A 16,282-nucleotide genomic window follows, 5' to 3' on the forward strand; every position below is an offset into this window, starting at 1 on the left:
CAAGAGGATCACCATAGACAGAAGTAGATTCAAGACCAATAGTGATTGAGTCAAAGTTGTTTTTTTTCAGCGAGTTGTGTAACTTTTTTAGAGAGAGTATTTGCACCTGGAACTGAGTTTAAAACAACAAATTTAGCAAGACTGGTTCCATCAGGATGGAGGATACGGACTTTATTGTCTTTGAGACTAACATCAATACCCACCAACAATGAATTTGACAATGAAATCACCACCTTTCTGATTAAAAATTTTGAGCTATTGAACTTAACTAATGCCCGTGGTACCTGACGCATCAACATCCTCGCAATTAGAATACACCTCTTGAATCTCTATGCACGACTCCTTGAACTGCCATACAGGAGAGAGATAAAAAGAGAAAAACACCCAGCGGTTTAAAGCTAACATCAGGCCAGGGGAACTGACTTTAACAGAAGCGACATAAAAATGCCCTACAGGAGTTGAACAGAACCATCCTCAATAGCCACTATTATTGTTACACGAGCATTAGTTAAGTTCAATAGCTAACAAAAATCAAATTATCAAGGAGCATTAGCTTTGAGTCAGTGCTAGAGTACAAAAAACTTTTTCAAGAATCCAGTTGACAACGAGCCTCCCCCATATGATTAGGCAGCCGAAGAGGCAGCCACCCTATCCCCAAAGGAGGTCTTTGGAGAAGGAGTAAAGGGGATATGGCGGCTGCAGCCTTAGCAGGCTATCATATGGGCCCCACTCATTGTAAACCGCACTTAAAAAACTTTTTTGCACCCCAGCTACATTGCCTCAAAGAGTTTTCGTAAAGAAAACTCCCAGTTGATTTATGGTAAATGAACAAGGAAATGTAAGGGGTTCAACTGGAAAATCTAAGACTTAAACCTTACAAAATATATTATACGAGGAGTGAATAGTATGCAATTAAAGGGGAAAACTGCAATTATAACAGGTTCAAGCAGAGGGATTGGAAAAGCAATTGCCAGAAAGCTCGGACAAATGGGAGCCAACATAGTATTAAACGGTACTACAGCTTCGGATGCTCTTAATAAAACTTTTGAGGAATTTAGAGCTGCAGGGATAAATGTAGTTGTGTCAATTGGTGATGCAAGAGATATTGAGTATGTCCAGGCAATGGTTAACACTGCTGTAGATACTTTTGGAAGTGTGGATATACTTGTAAATAATGCTGGAATAACAAGAGATAAGCTAATAATAAAAATGTCAGAGAGTGATTGGGACGATGTTTTAGATATTAACCTAAAAGGTGCGTTCCTTTGTACAAAGGCTGTTTCAAAAATTATGATGAAACAGAGAAGTGGTAAGATTATAAATGTTACGTCTGTGATCGGTGAAATAGGAAATCCAAGCCAGACAAACTATGCAGCTTCAAAAGCTGGATTAATTGGCCTTACCAAAGCGACAGCCAAAGAGCTTGCTATAAGGGGAATTAATTGTAATGCGGTAGCTCCTGGACTTATTGCTACTGAAATGACAGAGGTATTGCCTGAAAATGTGAAGGAGAATTATTTAAATAGCATTCCGCAAAAAAGGTATGGGACGCCTGAAGATGTGGCTAATGTTGTTGGTTTTCTCGTTTCAGAAGAAGCAAATTATATAACTGGTCAAGTAATAAATATTGACGGCGGTTTAGTTATGTAATAATATCTTATTGTAACACTATGTGGTCTTACATTATAGTTTTACATTTGAAGTTTATATTTACCAAATAACCCCCTGTGGAAGGAGGTGAACAATAGTGTTCGAAAAAGTCAAAAAAATTATAGTAGAGCAGTTAGGTGTTGAAGAAGATGAAATCGCAATGGAATCTTCCTTCATAGATGATTTAGGCGCAGACTCACTTGATATTGTTGAGTTGATTATGGCACTGGAAGAGGAATTTGACCTCGAAATACCAGACAGTGAGGCTGAAAAAATTTCAACAGTTGGAGATATTGTTGATTACATTAAAAATAACTCATAAAAAAAGTCCCTTAAAAGGGACTTTTTTTATCCTTATTTTAGGATTTGAGGAGCAAATGGCCTAAAAACAATGGGAATCAAGCTTTGCGAGGTTTTTATTGTAATCTTTAAGATGAGCTTTTAGAATTATCTATTAAAAAAATAATGGCAGAAGCGTTTAAATACATAAATTTAAATTGTCAAATTAAATGGGAGGTTGGAATATGAAAAGACGTGTAGTTATTACTGGAATGGGAGTAGTTTCTGCATTGGGAATGGGTGCTGATAACTTCTGGAATTCAATAAAAGAAGGAAAAAACGGTATTAGTGCGGTTACAAGAATTGATGTGTCAAATATGAATTGTAAAGTTGCAGCAGAAATAAAAGATTTTGACCCTTCTCAGTTTATCGATAAAAAAGAAGCAAAGAGGATGGATAGATATTCACAATTTGCTCTTTCGGCTGCTAAAATGGCTGTTGATAACTCTGGAATTGATCTGGAGAAAGTTAATAAATACAGGTTTGGAGTTGTTGTTGGTTCAGGGATTGGCGGAATAGAGACCTTTGAAGATCAGCACAGTGTTTTTCTTCAAAAGGGTCCAGGAAGAGTAAGTCCGTTTTTTATACCTATGTTGATTTCAAACATGGGTGCAGGCCTTATTGCTATACAATTTGGTGCCAAGGGTTTCAATGAATGCGTAGTTACTGCTTGTGCAACATCAACAAATGCTGTCGGAGATGCTTTTAAAGTAATCCAGCGTGGGGATGCAGACATTATGATTACAGGTGGTGCTGAAGCAAGTATTACTTCAATGGCGTTTTCCGGATTTTGTTCAATGAAAGCTATGTCCACATCAGAAGATCCTTCTATGGCAAGCAGACCATTTGATGCTGAAAGAAATGGATTTGTTATGGGAGAAGGCGCAGGTATCCTCATTTTGGAGGAACTCGATCATGCACTGGCAAGGGGAGCGAATATAATAGCTGAAGTTGTTGGTTACGGCTGTACTAATGATGCCCATCATATAACAGCTCCTGCACCGGAAGGTGAAGGTGGAGCAAGATGTATGAAGATGGCTATTGACGATGCAGGAGTACGACCTGAAGAGGTAGGCTATATAAATGCTCATGGTACTTCAACTGAATACAATGATAAATTTGAAACTGCGGCAATAAAGACTGTATTTGGCGAACATGCAAAGAAACTTGCTGTAAGCTCAACTAAGTCTATGACAGGACACCTTCTTGGAGCTGCTGGAGCAGTTGAAGCAATTATAACAGCTCTCTCATTGAAAGAAGGATATTTGCCTGCTACAATCAATTATAAGACTCCTGACCCTGAATGTGATTTGGATTATGTTCCTAACCAAGGCAGGAAATCGGAAATTAAGTATGCCTTATCAAATTCATTGGGATTTGGTGGACACAATGCAACCATTGTTCTAAAAAAATATCAGGATTGATTTTCATAACTATCAGGTTTATAATTGCAGGGGGCGGATACTATCCGTTCCCTGTAAAATTTTTTTGATAAATTATTTAAGTTATGTCTGGATACCATAGTATATATTTTTATATTTCCTAAATGTATAGTATAGTGTCCGGAAGATTGGAGTTGCAATGGTGAATAGAGATTCCTTAATGCATAATATAGAGAGTTTTGAAAAGATAATAAAATATGAATTTAAAGATAAGGATAACTTGGTCTTAGCTTTGACACACAGTTCTTATGCAAATGAATATAAAAGCGAAAAGTTGATTAGCAATGAGCGTTTGGAGTTTTTGGGAGACTCTGTGCTAAGTGTAGTTATAAGTGAAAATATTTATAAGAATTACTCTCACCTCTCTGAAGGAGAAATGACTAAATTTAGGGCAAATGTTGTTTGTGAAGCTTCGTTGGAAAACTGTGCAAATAACTTAAGTATTGGTCAATATCTTCTACTTGGCAAGGGAGAGGAAATTACAGGAGGAAGAACAAGGACATCTATACTTTCAGATGCGATGGAAGCATTAATTGGGGCAATTTATCTTGACGGTGGTTTGGAAAGTGCGAAAAGCTTTGTTTTAAGCCAGATGGAAAAGTTTATAGATGATTCAATTAAAGGCGAAATATTTATGGATTATAAAACACAGCTTCAAGAGATTATTCAGAAAAATAACGATCAAAAAGTTACCTATGAGATTATTGATGAAAAAGGTCCGGATCACAGTAAAATATTTGTTTCCCAGGTTAAACTTGATGATAAAGTTATTGGTGTTGGAGAAGGTCGTACAAAGAAAGAAGCTGAGCAGATGGCAGCAAAGACTTCTCTGAAAAAAATAACATGATTATTGATGTGCTTTATAGTGTGGGAGGAATGATAATTTGAAGCATGTTGTTATACCAGTTTTCATACCACATAAAGGTTGTCCTTTCGATTGCATATTTTGTAATCAGAAGAATATCAGCGGTCAAAAGGAAGAGGTTACTGAAAGCTCAATGCGTTCTGTTATTGAGTCGCATTTGGATACGATTGGTAATGATGCTTTTGTAGAGATAGCTTTTTTTGGAGGAAGTTTTACCGGTATCGCCAGAGAAGAGCAGATTAAATTTCTGGAGATAGCCAACGAGTATATAGATAAAGGATATGTCAGGAGTATAAGGATATCAACAAGGCCCGATTATATTAATGAGGAGATATTAGATTATTTAAAGCTTTACAAAGTATCAACAATTGAGCTTGGAGTCCAAAGCCTTGATAGTGAAGTGCTTGAAAAAAGTACTAGAGGACATAGTGTTGATGATGTTATAAAGGCATCAAAGAGTATTAAAGAAAACGGTTTTGTACTTGGAATTCAGACAATGATAGGTCTGCCCGGTGATGATTTTGAAAAAGCGGTTAAAACGGCTAAAAAGGTAGTAGAGCTAGCACCGCAAATAGTAAGAATATATCCGACTCTGGTAATAAAAGAAACCTATTTAGAGAAAGCTTACAAAATTGGGCAATATGCACCGCTGAATCTTGAGGATGCTGTTGAGTTATGTGCAAGGCTGATGGACGTATATGAGCGTAATAAGATAAATGTTATAAGAGTTGGATTGCAGCCAACTGATAGTATTTGTGACGGAGGAGATGTAGTAGCTGGACCTTTTCATCCTGCATTCAGACAGCTTGTTGATTCTAGGCGTGCTCTAAACGGTATTGAAAGCATTATTGTTAGAAATAAGCTTGGTGACAAGAAAAGTCTGACAATATTAGCCGATAAGGTTGATATATCAAATATTATAGGTCAGAAGAAGTTTAATATCAAATATCTTAAAGAGAAGTATGGATATATGGAAATAAAGGTTTATCCACAGGGACATGTATGTGAACTTTATGATGTAAAATATTAATTTTGTGATATTGTGGGTTGTTTTGGAATGGTATAAAATAATAATAAGATTATATGTTAGAGATATAAATGACCATAGAATGGTTAACATAATTAGAGATAGAATTGTTATAATTTTAGAATTATATAATTTTCATAATTTATGGAGGAGGAAAAGTGTATGGAGGTATTAAAGGTATCAGCTCAATCGCAGCCAAAAATGGTAGCAGGGGCCTTAGCAGCAATCTTAAGGGGCAAATCAAATGCAGAAATTCAAGCAGTAGGAGCCGCAGCAGTGAATCAAGCAATTAAAGCAATTGCAATTACTAGAGGGTTTGTAGCACCAAATGGAATTGACATTATAACAGTTCCAGCTTTTTCATCTATTACTATTGACGGTGAAGAAAGGACGGCAATTAAGTTCCTTGTAGAGCCTAGATAGAATCAAAGTAAAGTGTAATTTGAAGCTGTTCTTAATTAAGAACAGCTTTTTTATGTTTAAGAAATTATGGTGGCTTTATATTTTTTTCATGTATGATATTCGCTTTTTGTGAAATATAAGGTATAGTATAGAGTTATTGATGACCAGACTCCACCTACTGTTTCGAGTCAGTTAAAGATATGAAAGAAAACGAAATGTCAGTAATTAGTATTGGCACTACCAGTTTTTTGTTTTGATGATAAGTATAGGATACAATATATGGGAGGAGTTATTGATGAACAAGCCAATTATTGGAGTACCAATTGGAGATCCGGCAGGAATTGGTCCTGAAATTACAGTTAAAGCACTTAAAGAAAAAAGTATATATGAGGAATGCTGCCCTGTTGTTATAGGAAGCAGGGATGCAATAACAAAAGCTTTGACGGTGTGTGGGTTGAAATCTGAATTAGATGTAGTGCAAAGTTTTGAGAGCATGAATCCGAGCCCCGATAAGATATACTTAATAAGTGAGGAGACCGTAGATACTTGTAAGATTGAATATGGAAAAGTTCAGGCTTTAGGTGGAGAAGCAGCATTCAATTATATAAAAAAGTCAATTGATTTGGCGCTAGATGGCAAAATTGATGCGGTTGTTACAACTCCAATAAATAAAGAGTCATTAAAAATGGCAGGTGTTGACTATATAGGACATACTGAGATTTTTGCAGGGCTCACCAATACTAATGATCCGTTAACTATGTTTGAGGTTGGGTCGTTAAGAGTTTTTTTCCTGAGCAGGCATGTATCACTGCGGAAAGCGTGTGACATGATTACAAAAGAACGGGTTTTAGACTATATTATCAGGTCATCTAAAGCGCTTAACATGTTGGGAATAAAGGATGGAACTATCGCGGTTGCAGGGCTTAATCCACACTGTGGGGAGCACGGCTTATTTGGAGATGAGGAAAGGCATATTGAAGCTGCGGTAGAAGCTGCTGTTCGAATGGGCTATAAGGTTGTAGGTCCTATTGGAGCAGATTCGGTTTTTTATCTTGCGTATAAAGGAAGGTATGATGCTGTATTGTCGCTCTATCATGATCAGGGACATATTGCGACAAAAACGCTTGATTTTGAGCGAACAATAGCCATAACTATAGGCCTTCCGTTTTTGAGGACATCTGTTGATCATGGTACAGCCTTTGATATTGCCGGGACTGGAAAAGCGAGTCATATAAGCATGACAGAGGCAATTTTGACGGCTTCGAAATATTCTCAAAGCTATAGACACAGGTAGCAATATCTATTGATAAAAAAAAAAATTATGTTAAAATTAATAGGTATATTTGTTTATAGCAAAATTGTACCTATCCCAAAAGAAGATTTTTAATAAAGATACCGGGGTGTTCTAATGCATTTAAAAAGGCTTGAGATACAGGGATTTAAATCGTTTGCAGATAAAATAAATCTTGAATTCAATTCAGGTATTACAGCCGTTGTCGGTCCTAATGGAAGTGGCAAGAGCAATATTTCCGATGCAATCAGATGGGTTCTGGGAGAGCAAAGTGCCAAAACATTAAGGGGAGGAAAGATGGAAGATGTCATCTTTGCCGGCACAGAACACAGAAAACAGTTGGGGTTCGCTGAAGTTTCTCTGACTATTGACAATGCAGATCATTCTCTGCCCCTTGATTATAGTGAAGTGACTATAACCAGACGTGTATACCGCTCAGGAGAAAGTGAGTATCTTATAAACAAAACTTCCTGCCGTCTTAAGGATGTCTATGAACTATTTTTAGATACTGGTATCGGTAAGGATGGTTACTCCATTATCGGACAAGGTAGAGTTGATGAAATATTAAGTACAAAATCGGAGGAAAGACGACACCTTTTTGAGGAAGCCTCCGGTATTATGAAGTATAAGGTAAGGAAGCTTGAAGCTGAGAAAAAACTTGAGCTTACAAGGCAGAATCTGGTTAGGATAAACGATATCATAACTGAACTTGAAACCCAGTTGGAACCTTTGAGGCAACAATCAGATGTAGCAAAGAGGTATCTGAATTTAAGAGATACCCTTAAGGAATTAGAAGTAAATGTGTATATTGAGAATATTTCTAAGTTTAAGGAAAAGATAAAGGAATTTGAAGAAAGCTATATTTCCATTAAGGATAATATCGATAGTGACAATAAGAAGCTTGAAGATATAACCTTGTTAAATCAAAAGAAGCTTGTGCTGTTGAAAGAGCTTGAGACAAAGCTGGATAATTCAAGGCAGGAGTTCTATAACCTTGAGAACGGCTTAGAGAAATGTAATTCTGAAATTAAGCTAAATGATGAGAAAAAGAGTAATCTTTCATCGAATATATCAAGGCTTGACGGAGAAATTGACGAGGTAAACGAAAAGCTTGAAAGTATAGCAAAAGAAGAAGTTACAAGAAATGAAAAAATCAAGTATTTGAATGAAAGGCTTGAGGACTACAATGGCAAACTGGAAGAAGCGGATAAAAAGCTTCAGGCCGTTCTTGCTACTTTAGGCGAACATGAAAGGTATATTGAAAATCTGAAGTCGAGCATTATGGACAAGTTAGATCTTCAGTCCGATAAAAAGACACAGATAAACAATGTTAAAAACCATATAGAGGTTATTAATAAGAGAAAGTCAAGTATAGCTGATGAAGTTGTACAGCTTACACTGGAAAAAGACCGGGAAGGTATGAGGAAAGAAGACCTTTCCGATAGCATTTCGAAGACGAATGAGCTGATAAAAGGCGCGAAAAACAGACTTGAGACCTTAAATACTAAGAAAGGCGAGTATGGGCAGACCCTCGAAAGTGAAAGGAAAAAACAGAATACCGTCAAATCGGATATTCAATTTAAAACTTCCAGGCAAAAGATGCTTAAGGATATGGAAAGAAACCTTGAAGGATACAATAGAAGTGTTAAAGTGGTATTGCAGGCGTGCCAGCAGTCGCCGCAATTCGGTAAAGGTATTCATGGTGCTTTAGCACAGCTTGTTAAGGTTGATGGTAAGTATGAAACTGCAATAGAGATGACTCTTGGCGGGGCGCTTCAAAACATTGTAACAACAAGCGAAGAAGATGCCAAGAGGGCAATTGAATATTTAAAAACAAACAAGCTTGGAAGGGCGACTTTCCTTCCTATTTCCTCAGTCAATGGAAAGAGCTTTGATAGTAATACATTGAATGATATAAAAAGGCAGGATGGTTTTATTGGTGTTGCATCCGACTTGATTTCCTATAGTCCTGAGTATAGAGGCATTATATTGAGTTTCTTAGGAAAGGTTGTTATTGTTGATACACTCGATTCTGGAATAAAAATGGCTAGAAGATTTGGTTACAATTTTAGAATAGTTACGCTTGAGGGCGATATTCTAAGTACTACGGGATCTATGTCCGGAGGAAGTAAGGAGCATAGGGAATCTGGAATATTGAGCAGAAACAGGGAAGTACAGGAGCTTGATGAGGCACTTGTAAGACTTAAGGCGGAAGACGAAGCTTTAGATAAAAATATTAATGAGATTTCCCAAAAGCTTGAGAGTGTTATAAATGATGTTTCAATTGAGGAAGGAAGCCTTAAGAATAATGAACTTGTAAAAATCAGAGATGAAAGTCATTTAGCTCAGATAGAGGATAACATAAGGAGAACAATTGCTAGGATAGAAATGCTAAAGCAAGAGAAGGAACAACTTGCCAGACAGGAACAGAATACAGAGACTGAGCTTTCAAAATATGTTGAAGAGTTAAATCAGATTGAAAATGATATTGCTGAGACGAAAAGGGTTGTCGCGGAGTATCAGGACAAGCATAAGGAAGGACAATCTACCCGTGATGCTTTGCATACAGATATTACTGATTATAAGATTTCTGTAAATTCAATTTTAGAGAGTATTGCAGGTGTAAAGGAAGCTCTCGATAGAATTCTAACTGAAAGGGATAGCTTGACTAAAAGCGTTGAAAGAAAGAAAGCTGAGAAGATAAAAAATGCAGAAGAGGTCAAATCGCTAGATGAGAAAAATGAGGGTTTGAAACTTTTGATTAAAGGGTATGAAGAAGAAAAATCAGGAAAGACTTTTGAGATAGACAGAACAGTTGAGGAAAGGAAAGTTCTTGAGGAAGAGTCTCAAGATATTATTAAGCAAATAACCGATATTAATAAAAACATTCTTCTCATGCAGGAAGAATACAACCGTATGGAGGTAAAAAAGGCGAAGATAGAGTCTGAAATGGAGTCAATCCAGAACAGAATGTGGGATGAGTACGAACTTACCTTTACAAATGCTTTAGAGTTCAAGAAGGATATTGGAAACCTTCCTCAGGCTCAAAGGCAGATTAACGAGATAAGAAGTGAGATAAAGGACTTAGGGCCTGTTAATGTTTCTGCTATTGAAGACTATATAAAGACTAAGGAACGTTTTGAGTTTATGTCGGTTCAGAGAAACGATATGGAAATGGCCGAGGAAAAACTCCATAAGGTTATCATGGAAATGGTTACAATTATGAAACGCCAGTTTATGGAGCAGTTTAAGCTTATTAATGATAATTTTAATATGGTATTTAAAGAACTCTTTGACGGAGGCCGTGCAGAACTTATCCTCTTGGATAAGGAAAATGTGCTGGAAAGCGGTATAGAAATTGAAGTTCAGCCGCCGGGGAAAAAGCTGCAGAATCTCATGTTGCTGTCAGGAGGAGAAAGGGCGTTTACTGCAATTGCACTTTTGTTTTCCATATTAAGGTTAAATCCTACACCTTTCTGCGTACTTGATGAGATCGAAGCAGCGCTGGATGATGCGAATGTTTACAAATTTGCTCAATACCTGAAAAAATACTCGCATCTGACACAGTTTGCAGTTATCACACACAGGAAAGGAACTATGGAGGCTTGCGATACTCTCTATGGTGTTACCATGCAGGAGCATGGGGTTTCAAAAATTGTGTCGTTAAAAATGGGCGAAAAGGTAAGCTAAGGAATAGCTGGAATATTGAATGGAGGACATAAATATGGGGTTTTTTGACAAACTAAAAGAGGGACTTAAGAAAACAAAGAATGTAATTACCGAGAGAATAGACCAGGTTTTGGTTTCGTTTGGGAAGATTGATGAAGAGTTGTTTGAAGAACTGGAAGAAGTTCTTATAACATCAGATGTTGGTGCGGAAACAAGTCTAAGGATTATCGAGGATATTAAGAAGAAGGTTAAGGATAACAAGGTTACTGATCCTCTTAAAGTTAAAGGGTTGTTAAAAGAGGAGTTATCAGAGATACTTTCAAAGGAAAGCACAGAATTAAATATAAAAACTACTCCTAGTGTTATTGTAGTAGTGGGAGTAAATGGGGTAGGCAAGACTACTTCTATAGGGAAAATTGCAAATCAACTCAAACAAAGCGGCAAGAAAGTTGTTATGGCGGCAGGCGATACCTTTAGGGCTGCTGCAATAGATCAACTTGAAATCTGGGCTGACAGAGTAGGCGTAGATTTAATAAAACACGCAGAAGGTGCAGATCCTGCTGCTGTCATATACGATGCTGTACAGTCAGTCAAGGCAAGAAAAGCAGATGTATTGATCTGTGATACTGCGGGAAGGCTTCATACCAAGAAGAATTTGATGGATGAATTAAAAAAAGTATTTCGTATTATAGAGAGGGAATTACCCAACGCTTCAATGGAAGTACTTCTTGTGCTTGATGCAACAACAGGTCAAAATGCCATTGTTCAGGCCAAGACTTTTGCAGAAGTATCCCCGGTGTCTGGTATTGTGCTGACAAAGCTTGATGGGACTGCTAAAGGCGGGATTGTTATTGCTGTTTCTTCAGAGCTTAAAATTCCAGTTAAGCTTATTGGTGTAGGTGAGCAGATGGATGACCTTCAGAGGTTTAATTCAGAAGAATTTGTTGAAGCCCTGTTTTCATAATTATAAGGAGCAAGCATGAATACAGAAATAGAAGTATTGGCAAAAGTTTTATGGGACTATCACCATATGAATCATGCATTAACTAGTGCTGATTTAATAATTGTACTTGGAAGTCATGATACTCGTGTGGCCCAAAGGGGAGCGGAGCTTTATCTTAAAGGCTTTGCTCCTTTTATTGTAATTTCGGGGGGCTTAGGGAAGATAACAAAACATTTATGGAATATGACGGAAGCTGAAAAATTTGCGGAAATTGCATGTAGTATGGGAGTGCCTGAAGAAAAAATAATCCTGGAAACAAGATCAACGAATACAGGAGAAAACATATTATTTACCAGGGAGTTAATTTTAGATAGGAATCTAAATATTAATTCAATTATTACTGTTAATAAGCCATATATGGAGAGAAGAACTTATGCGGCTTTCAAAAAATTTTGGAATGTTAATGATGTAATGGTAACTTCTCCTCAATTTGAGTTTAAGGAATATCTTGAGGCATATACCGATGGAAAGATTACAAAGGAAGAAATAATAAGTATTATGGTTGGAGATTTACAGCGTATTAAGGTCTATGCAGAAAAAGGGTTTCAGATACAGCAGGACATTCCTGAAAATGTATGGGAAGCATTTGATAAACTGGTTGAATTGGGTTTTAAAAAACATTTGATAAAATAGCGCGGAATGTTTCAGAAAATTATGTATAATACAAAGGAAGGACTGGAGAATAATAACTCCAGCCCTTGAAAATTCCTTAGTGATCATTGCGGTGTTCGACAAGGTCAATAGCTCCAAGAACTATATGTGCCAGACCAAAGCCGGCAACCCCCCACTTTATTTTAGCTGGTAAAGGTTTTATAGATAAGCCGGTTGCAGTTACAACAGTCCCAAGGACTGTGGGAATCATGCCTTCGCGGATTTTCATATATTTATCCTCCTAAAAAAATAGAATTCTATAGAGGATATTTTGCGTAATTTATCGTATATAATGTTTAGGAATTTATGGTCTATTAGAAAAAGATGTCCTTTTAAAACAGACTTTCTAAAAATTTATTTTCGAATTTTAAGGGTTTAAATGTTTTTAGTAGTTGATAGAGTATCTATAATCTTTGTGGCTTTATTAAGATCGCTTATGAGGTTTCTATGTTTTACTGCTGTCTTAATCTTATTTACCAGTATAAGCCTGTTTATATGGTCAAGTGGCTTGATAATATAGTCAAATACATCATATTCAAGAATTTTCTCGATGTTTTCAACGCCATCCAGGCTTGAAGTGACAATTATCGGAATTTCTTTGTAAAATGGAGTTTTTGAGAATACCTTCATAAACTCGTAACCATCCATAACAGGCATGACCATATCAAGGAGGATTAGATCGATATTGCGGCTTTCTAGAAGCTCTAAAGCTTCACGGCCATTAAGTGCTGAGACAATATTATACCTTTCTTTATAGAGGTAGTTTCTAATTATTGCATTATCAAGAACATTGTCATCTGTTACTAAAATTGTATTTATCATACTATTAGCTCCTTTTGATTTGAGAAATTTGCGAAGCAAATGTTCTAAAACCGGAAGGGACCAAACGTCCCTGAGATTATTGTAACTTGATTATATGCTATAATTTATTATTCTACGTTTTATAATAAAAATCCTTTGTAATAATATGTAAATTGAGTAATATTACGTTTATATGAATTATTTTTTGTACTAGTTCAAATAAGCATAAAAAGAATGTATAATATGTTTTGATGAGGCAAGAGATTTGGTCAGATAAGGCTGGAACGTGAAATTGTAGCCAAACATATATTTTCAGCATTCCTAAATTCGAGCAGGACTATATGTTTCGAGATTTTTTATTCTTTTAAAGCCTAGGGGGTGAGACTGCCAGCATGAGTGAGAAGGAAAGAAATTTAGTTGAAAAATCCAAATCAGGGGATGTTGAAGCTTTTGAACAGCTTATTGAAAGTTGTCAAAAAAAAGTGTTCAATATAGCTTATAGAATGATAGGAAACTATGATGATGCTAATGAATTGGCACAGGAAGTTTTCATAAAAGCTTTCAGATCTATAAAAAAATTTAAAGGTGATTCGTTGTTTTCAACATGGATTTATAAAGTTACAGCAAATGTATGTCTCGATGAGATACGCAGAAGAAAAAAGAAAATGGTAGTATCATTAGATGAAGAAATTGAATACAGCGATGGTGAAGTGAAGAGGCAGATAGCGGATAATGCTCCAACTCCGGATATAGCAGCAGAGACTAATGAGGTAAAAAACGCTGTGAACAAGTCAATACAAGAACTTCCTGAGGATTATAAGAGTATAATTATTCTAAGGGATATACAGGGATTTAGTTATGAGGAGATTTCGAAGATATTCAATTGTCCCGAAGGAACGGTAAAATCAAGGATTAACAGGGCAAGGCAGGCTCTTAAAAAAATTCTTCAGGGGAAAAAGGAACTTTTGAACGAAAAATTCGTCAAATAATATATGAAGGGAGGGATGGCTATGAAAAAATGTGATGAGATTTTAGAATTATTGTCATTATATATAGATGATGAACTTGACGAAGTTAGAGCACATATGGTGCAAGAGCATATTGAATCTTGCAGCCATTGCAAAAGTGAGTTTGAACAACTATATGAAGTTGTAAAAATGTGTAAAAATGTTGATGAAGTTGAGCTGCCGGAGAGTTTTAAAGATGCTTTACATAAAAAACTTACTGATGAGCAGCATGAAATTGGTAATAGAAAACAATTGATAATTTTGAGAAGTAGGATAATGAAGACAATGTCTTCTGTTGCTGCAGTACTGGTAATAGTATTTGTAGTAAGAGGATTTATGAATATAAGTAAAAATTCCACAGCTAATATGGAAAGTTCTGTAAGCCGGAATTCGTTAAGTACAATTATTAAAGAAAAAGATGCAAAAGCCTTAACGAATGAAGATGCGAAAGATGAAATTGTTGAGCATGGCGATAGTGATGTAACTATAAGTATGGATAAAAACACAAAAGCAGATGAAGTTGGAAGTGGCACAGTAATTGGTTCAAATGATAATAAAAATAGCACTTTTGGAGTAGCCTCTTCGGCAAAAGAACTACAACCAAGCGGTGAAATAAAAAGCTCGTCTGCTGAAAAGTCGCATACAGCTGATGGCGCTGTTCCTAAGGAGACGCCAAGTGATAATACAGTCTGTGTAGAGTTTTCGCAAGCTGTTGATCCTCAAAGTTCTAGTTACACCATATCAACTGCAGATTCCGATATAAACCATACAGAAAGTACTATCTGTTTGAAGCTGGAATCAGATAATATTGAATCTGATAAATTGAAGATGAATGAGATTGCAGGAAAGTTTGGTAATAAAATGGAAGATGATATTGTTTTTGATACTGAAAGTCAACCAGAATTAACAGCTTCAAAAGGATTTTCGAGTGCTGCTAATGACGCAAGTAATATAACAGACTATTCTGTAAGCTATTATATGGATAAATCAAACTATGAAAAGTTTGTAAAAGAAGTAGGTACAAGCTTCAATGGTAAATATAAAGTTACTAATGATGAGGAACAGCTTAATATTAGACTAAAGGCTTTAGATGATTATATTACGGCCATTGAAAGGGAGGACTCAGACAATTCAGAGAAACTTAAAAGCCTTAAGGAAGAGAAGGAAAATATACTCAAACAACTTGCAAGCATAAATTCCGGTGGGAAAATTAGAATTACAATAACAATAACCGGAAAGTAATGGTAGGACTTTTGTCTTATTTTTCATTAACTCTTTACAGATAAAAAGAGTTTTTTGAGAAATTCAGGAGGCGATATTTATAATTTCATAAGATCCTTGAAGGAAAAAACAAACAATTGTCGAATATATTCCATAGAACCCGAATAAGAACTTTTTCTATTTATAAGGAGGGGACAAAGTGGAAGACTTGAAAATTTCCGATTGGATTGCTACTGACAAGGATACATTTGATCTGACAAAAAAGGAACAGGATGAAATTTTTAAACGTGGATCCGTCATTAGTATAAAGCATAAGTCAATTTTTGAACCTGTCTTAAGTGTAATTCAAAAAGTGGAAGGGCAGAACCTTTATTTTAGAATTCCGGAGATATTTTTAAGGAATAATGTATTTAAAGGTGATCAGGTATTTTGCAACGTAATGCAGGGACAGTACGAGTATATAATAAACGGACATATATGTGAGATTGATATAAATTATCCATGGCTTGTAGAGGTTGCTTCCAGTCAGATACATAAGGTGAAAAACAGCAGAAAGTCAAAGAGGTATTTGGTTAACTTTCAATCCAAAGTATTTTCAAATATGCTTGGAAAAAGCGTATATGCAATTATAAAGAATATTAGTATGTTTGGAGTTAGTGCTGTATTTAAGGAGGATATAGATCCTGAATGCTTGGTGAATGTTTCTGTTTCAGCATCTGTTAACAAAGGTGAAAATCTTGAGTTTAGGGCTAAAGTTATAAGGGTTATTGAAAAAGCAGGCTATAATGAGTATGGTCTTCAAATTGTAGAGATAGATGAGCATAACAAGGATATACTAGATAAGCTTATATATAGACTTGAATGTGATGAGACAGAATATGTTTTGGACAGTTTGAAATAACAAAAATAAAACA

16 protein-coding genes are annotated in these 16,282 nt (G+C 36.0%); 13 read left to right on the forward strand and 3 right to left on the reverse strand.

Annotated features, from left to right (window positions below):
• Positions 1 to 50: 50 nt before the first annotated feature.
• On the reverse strand, positions 51 to 221 hold the full coding sequence (locus ACECE_RS30435) for an IS110 family transposase (RefSeq protein WP_235716005.1): 171 nt from the start codon (positions 219 to 221) through the stop codon (positions 51 to 53).
• A 685-nt stretch (positions 222 to 906) separates the two neighbouring features.
• On the opposite strand from ACECE_RS30435, the gene fabG reads away from it, so the two are divergent.
• The 10 genes from fabG (at position 907) to ACECE_RS0225150 (ending at position 12,321) form a co-directional block, all read left to right on the forward strand.
• The gene (gene fabG, locus ACECE_RS0225105) at positions 907 to 1,650 is read left to right on the forward strand and encodes a 3-oxoacyl-[acyl-carrier-protein] reductase (protein ID WP_010252470.1); all 744 of its coding nucleotides are present in this window, start codon (positions 907 to 909) and stop codon (positions 1,648 to 1,650) included.
• Positions 1,651 to 1,744: 94 nt separating this feature from the next.
• Complete coding sequence (gene acpP, locus ACECE_RS0225110; RefSeq protein WP_026074001.1) at positions 1,745 to 1,972, forward strand: acyl carrier protein; 228 nt, start codon at positions 1,745 to 1,747, stop codon at positions 1,970 to 1,972.
• Positions 1,973 to 2,174: 202 nt separating this feature from the next.
• A complete protein-coding gene (fabF, locus tag ACECE_RS0225115; RefSeq protein ID WP_010252475.1) occupies positions 2,175 to 3,413 on the forward strand; it encodes a beta-ketoacyl-ACP synthase II in 1,239 nt (412 codons plus the stop codon).
• Between the two features lie 157 nt (positions 3,414 to 3,570).
• On the forward strand, positions 3,571 to 4,278 hold the full coding sequence (gene rnc, locus ACECE_RS0225120) for a ribonuclease III (protein ID WP_026074002.1): 708 nt from the start codon (positions 3,571 to 3,573) through the stop codon (positions 4,276 to 4,278).
• Positions 4,279 to 4,315: 37 nt separating this feature from the next.
• Positions 4,316 to 5,326, forward strand: coding sequence for an elongator complex protein 3 (locus ACECE_RS0225125; protein WP_010252479.1), 1,011 nt, complete (start codon positions 4,316 to 4,318; stop codon positions 5,324 to 5,326).
• Between the two features lie 159 nt (positions 5,327 to 5,485).
• Positions 5,486 to 5,746, forward strand: a complete 261-nt coding sequence (locus ACECE_RS0225130) for a stage V sporulation protein S (protein WP_010252481.1) — start codon at positions 5,486 to 5,488, stop codon at positions 5,744 to 5,746.
• 274 nt (positions 5,747 to 6,020) lie between these two features.
• Positions 6,021 to 7,019 carry a 4-hydroxythreonine-4-phosphate dehydrogenase PdxA gene (pdxA, locus tag ACECE_RS0225135; protein WP_010252483.1) on the forward strand — a complete coding sequence of 333 codons (999 nt, stop codon included), beginning with the start codon at positions 6,021 to 6,023 and terminating at the stop codon, positions 7,017 to 7,019.
• Between the two features lie 114 nt (positions 7,020 to 7,133).
• The gene (gene smc / locus ACECE_RS0225140; RefSeq protein WP_010252485.1) at positions 7,134 to 10,706 is read left to right on the forward strand and encodes a chromosome segregation protein SMC; all 3,573 of its coding nucleotides are present in this window, start codon (positions 7,134 to 7,136) and stop codon (positions 10,704 to 10,706) included.
• 34 nt (positions 10,707 to 10,740) lie between these two features.
• The gene (gene ftsY, locus ACECE_RS0225145) at positions 10,741 to 11,649 is read left to right on the forward strand and encodes a signal recognition particle-docking protein FtsY (protein WP_010252487.1); all 909 of its coding nucleotides are present in this window, start codon (positions 10,741 to 10,743) and stop codon (positions 11,647 to 11,649) included.
• A gap of 15 nt (positions 11,650 to 11,664) precedes the next feature.
• Positions 11,665 to 12,321: a YdcF family protein gene (locus tag ACECE_RS0225150; RefSeq protein ID WP_010252489.1), complete on the forward strand. Its 657-nt coding sequence runs from the start codon at positions 11,665 to 11,667 to the stop codon at positions 12,319 to 12,321.
• A gap of 76 nt (positions 12,322 to 12,397) precedes the next feature.
• On the opposite strand, the gene ACECE_RS0225155 is transcribed toward ACECE_RS0225150, so the two are convergent.
• On the reverse strand, positions 12,398 to 12,568 hold the full coding sequence (locus ACECE_RS0225155; RefSeq protein WP_010252491.1) for a hypothetical protein: 171 nt from the start codon (positions 12,566 to 12,568) through the stop codon (positions 12,398 to 12,400).
• Between the two features lie 146 nt (positions 12,569 to 12,714).
• Entirely contained in the window at positions 12,715 to 13,161 is a 447-nt protein-coding gene (locus ACECE_RS0225160; protein WP_010252493.1) for a response regulator, read from the reverse strand.
• A 371-nt stretch (positions 13,162 to 13,532) separates the two neighbouring features.
• Here ACECE_RS0225160 and ACECE_RS0225165 point away from each other — a divergent pair, with 371 nt between their 5' ends.
• The 3 genes from ACECE_RS0225165 (at position 13,533) to ACECE_RS0225175 (ending at position 16,269) form a co-directional block, all read left to right on the forward strand.
• Positions 13,533 to 14,129: an RNA polymerase sigma factor gene (locus ACECE_RS0225165; protein ID WP_010252495.1), complete on the forward strand. Its 597-nt coding sequence runs from the start codon at positions 13,533 to 13,535 to the stop codon at positions 14,127 to 14,129.
• Positions 14,130 to 14,150: 21 nt separating this feature from the next.
• Positions 14,151 to 15,389 carry an anti-sigma factor family protein gene (locus ACECE_RS0225170; protein WP_010252497.1) on the forward strand — a complete coding sequence of 413 codons (1,239 nt, stop codon included), beginning with the start codon at positions 14,151 to 14,153 and terminating at the stop codon, positions 15,387 to 15,389.
• Between the two features lie 178 nt (positions 15,390 to 15,567).
• Positions 15,568 to 16,269: a PilZ domain-containing protein gene (locus ACECE_RS0225175; RefSeq protein ID WP_010252500.1), complete on the forward strand. Its 702-nt coding sequence runs from the start codon at positions 15,568 to 15,570 to the stop codon at positions 16,267 to 16,269.
• Positions 16,270 to 16,282 lie beyond the last annotated feature (13 nt).

The organism is Acetivibrio cellulolyticus CD2 (assembly GCF_000179595.2).
Classification (GTDB): domain Bacteria; phylum Bacillota; class Clostridia; order Acetivibrionales; family Acetivibrionaceae; genus Acetivibrio; species Acetivibrio cellulolyticus.

Excerpts from the sequence above, each read along its gene's own strand:
- ACECE_RS0225165 (WP_010252495.1), top strand. The coding sequence starts at position 13,533 with ATGAGTGAGAAGGAAAGAAATTTAGTTGAAAAATCCAAATCAGGGGAT.
- pdxA (WP_010252483.1), top strand. The coding sequence starts at position 6,021 with ATGAACAAGCCAATTATTGGAGTACCAATTGGAGATCCGGCAGGAATT.
- ACECE_RS0225150 (WP_010252489.1), top strand. The coding sequence starts at position 11,665 with ATGAATACAGAAATAGAAGTATTGGCAAAAGTTTTATGGGACTATCAC.
- ACECE_RS0225155 (WP_010252491.1), bottom strand. The coding sequence starts at position 12,568 with ATGAAAATCCGCGAAGGCATGATTCCCACAGTCCTTGGGACTGTTGTA.
- ACECE_RS0225170 (WP_010252497.1), top strand. The coding sequence starts at position 14,151 with ATGAAAAAATGTGATGAGATTTTAGAATTATTGTCATTATATATAGAT.
- fabF (WP_010252475.1), top strand. The coding sequence starts at position 2,175 with ATGAAAAGACGTGTAGTTATTACTGGAATGGGAGTAGTTTCTGCATTG.
- fabG (WP_010252470.1), top strand. The coding sequence starts at position 907 with ATGCAATTAAAGGGGAAAACTGCAATTATAACAGGTTCAAGCAGAGGG.
- ACECE_RS0225130 (WP_010252481.1), top strand. The coding sequence starts at position 5,486 with ATGGAGGTATTAAAGGTATCAGCTCAATCGCAGCCAAAAATGGTAGCA.
- ACECE_RS0225160 (WP_010252493.1), bottom strand. The coding sequence starts at position 13,161 with ATGATAAATACAATTTTAGTAACAGATGACAATGTTCTTGATAATGCA.
- ftsY (WP_010252487.1), top strand. The coding sequence starts at position 10,741 with ATGGGGTTTTTTGACAAACTAAAAGAGGGACTTAAGAAAACAAAGAAT.
- smc (WP_010252485.1), top strand. The coding sequence starts at position 7,134 with ATGCATTTAAAAAGGCTTGAGATACAGGGATTTAAATCGTTTGCAGAT.
- rnc (WP_026074002.1), top strand. The coding sequence starts at position 3,571 with ATGGTGAATAGAGATTCCTTAATGCATAATATAGAGAGTTTTGAAAAG.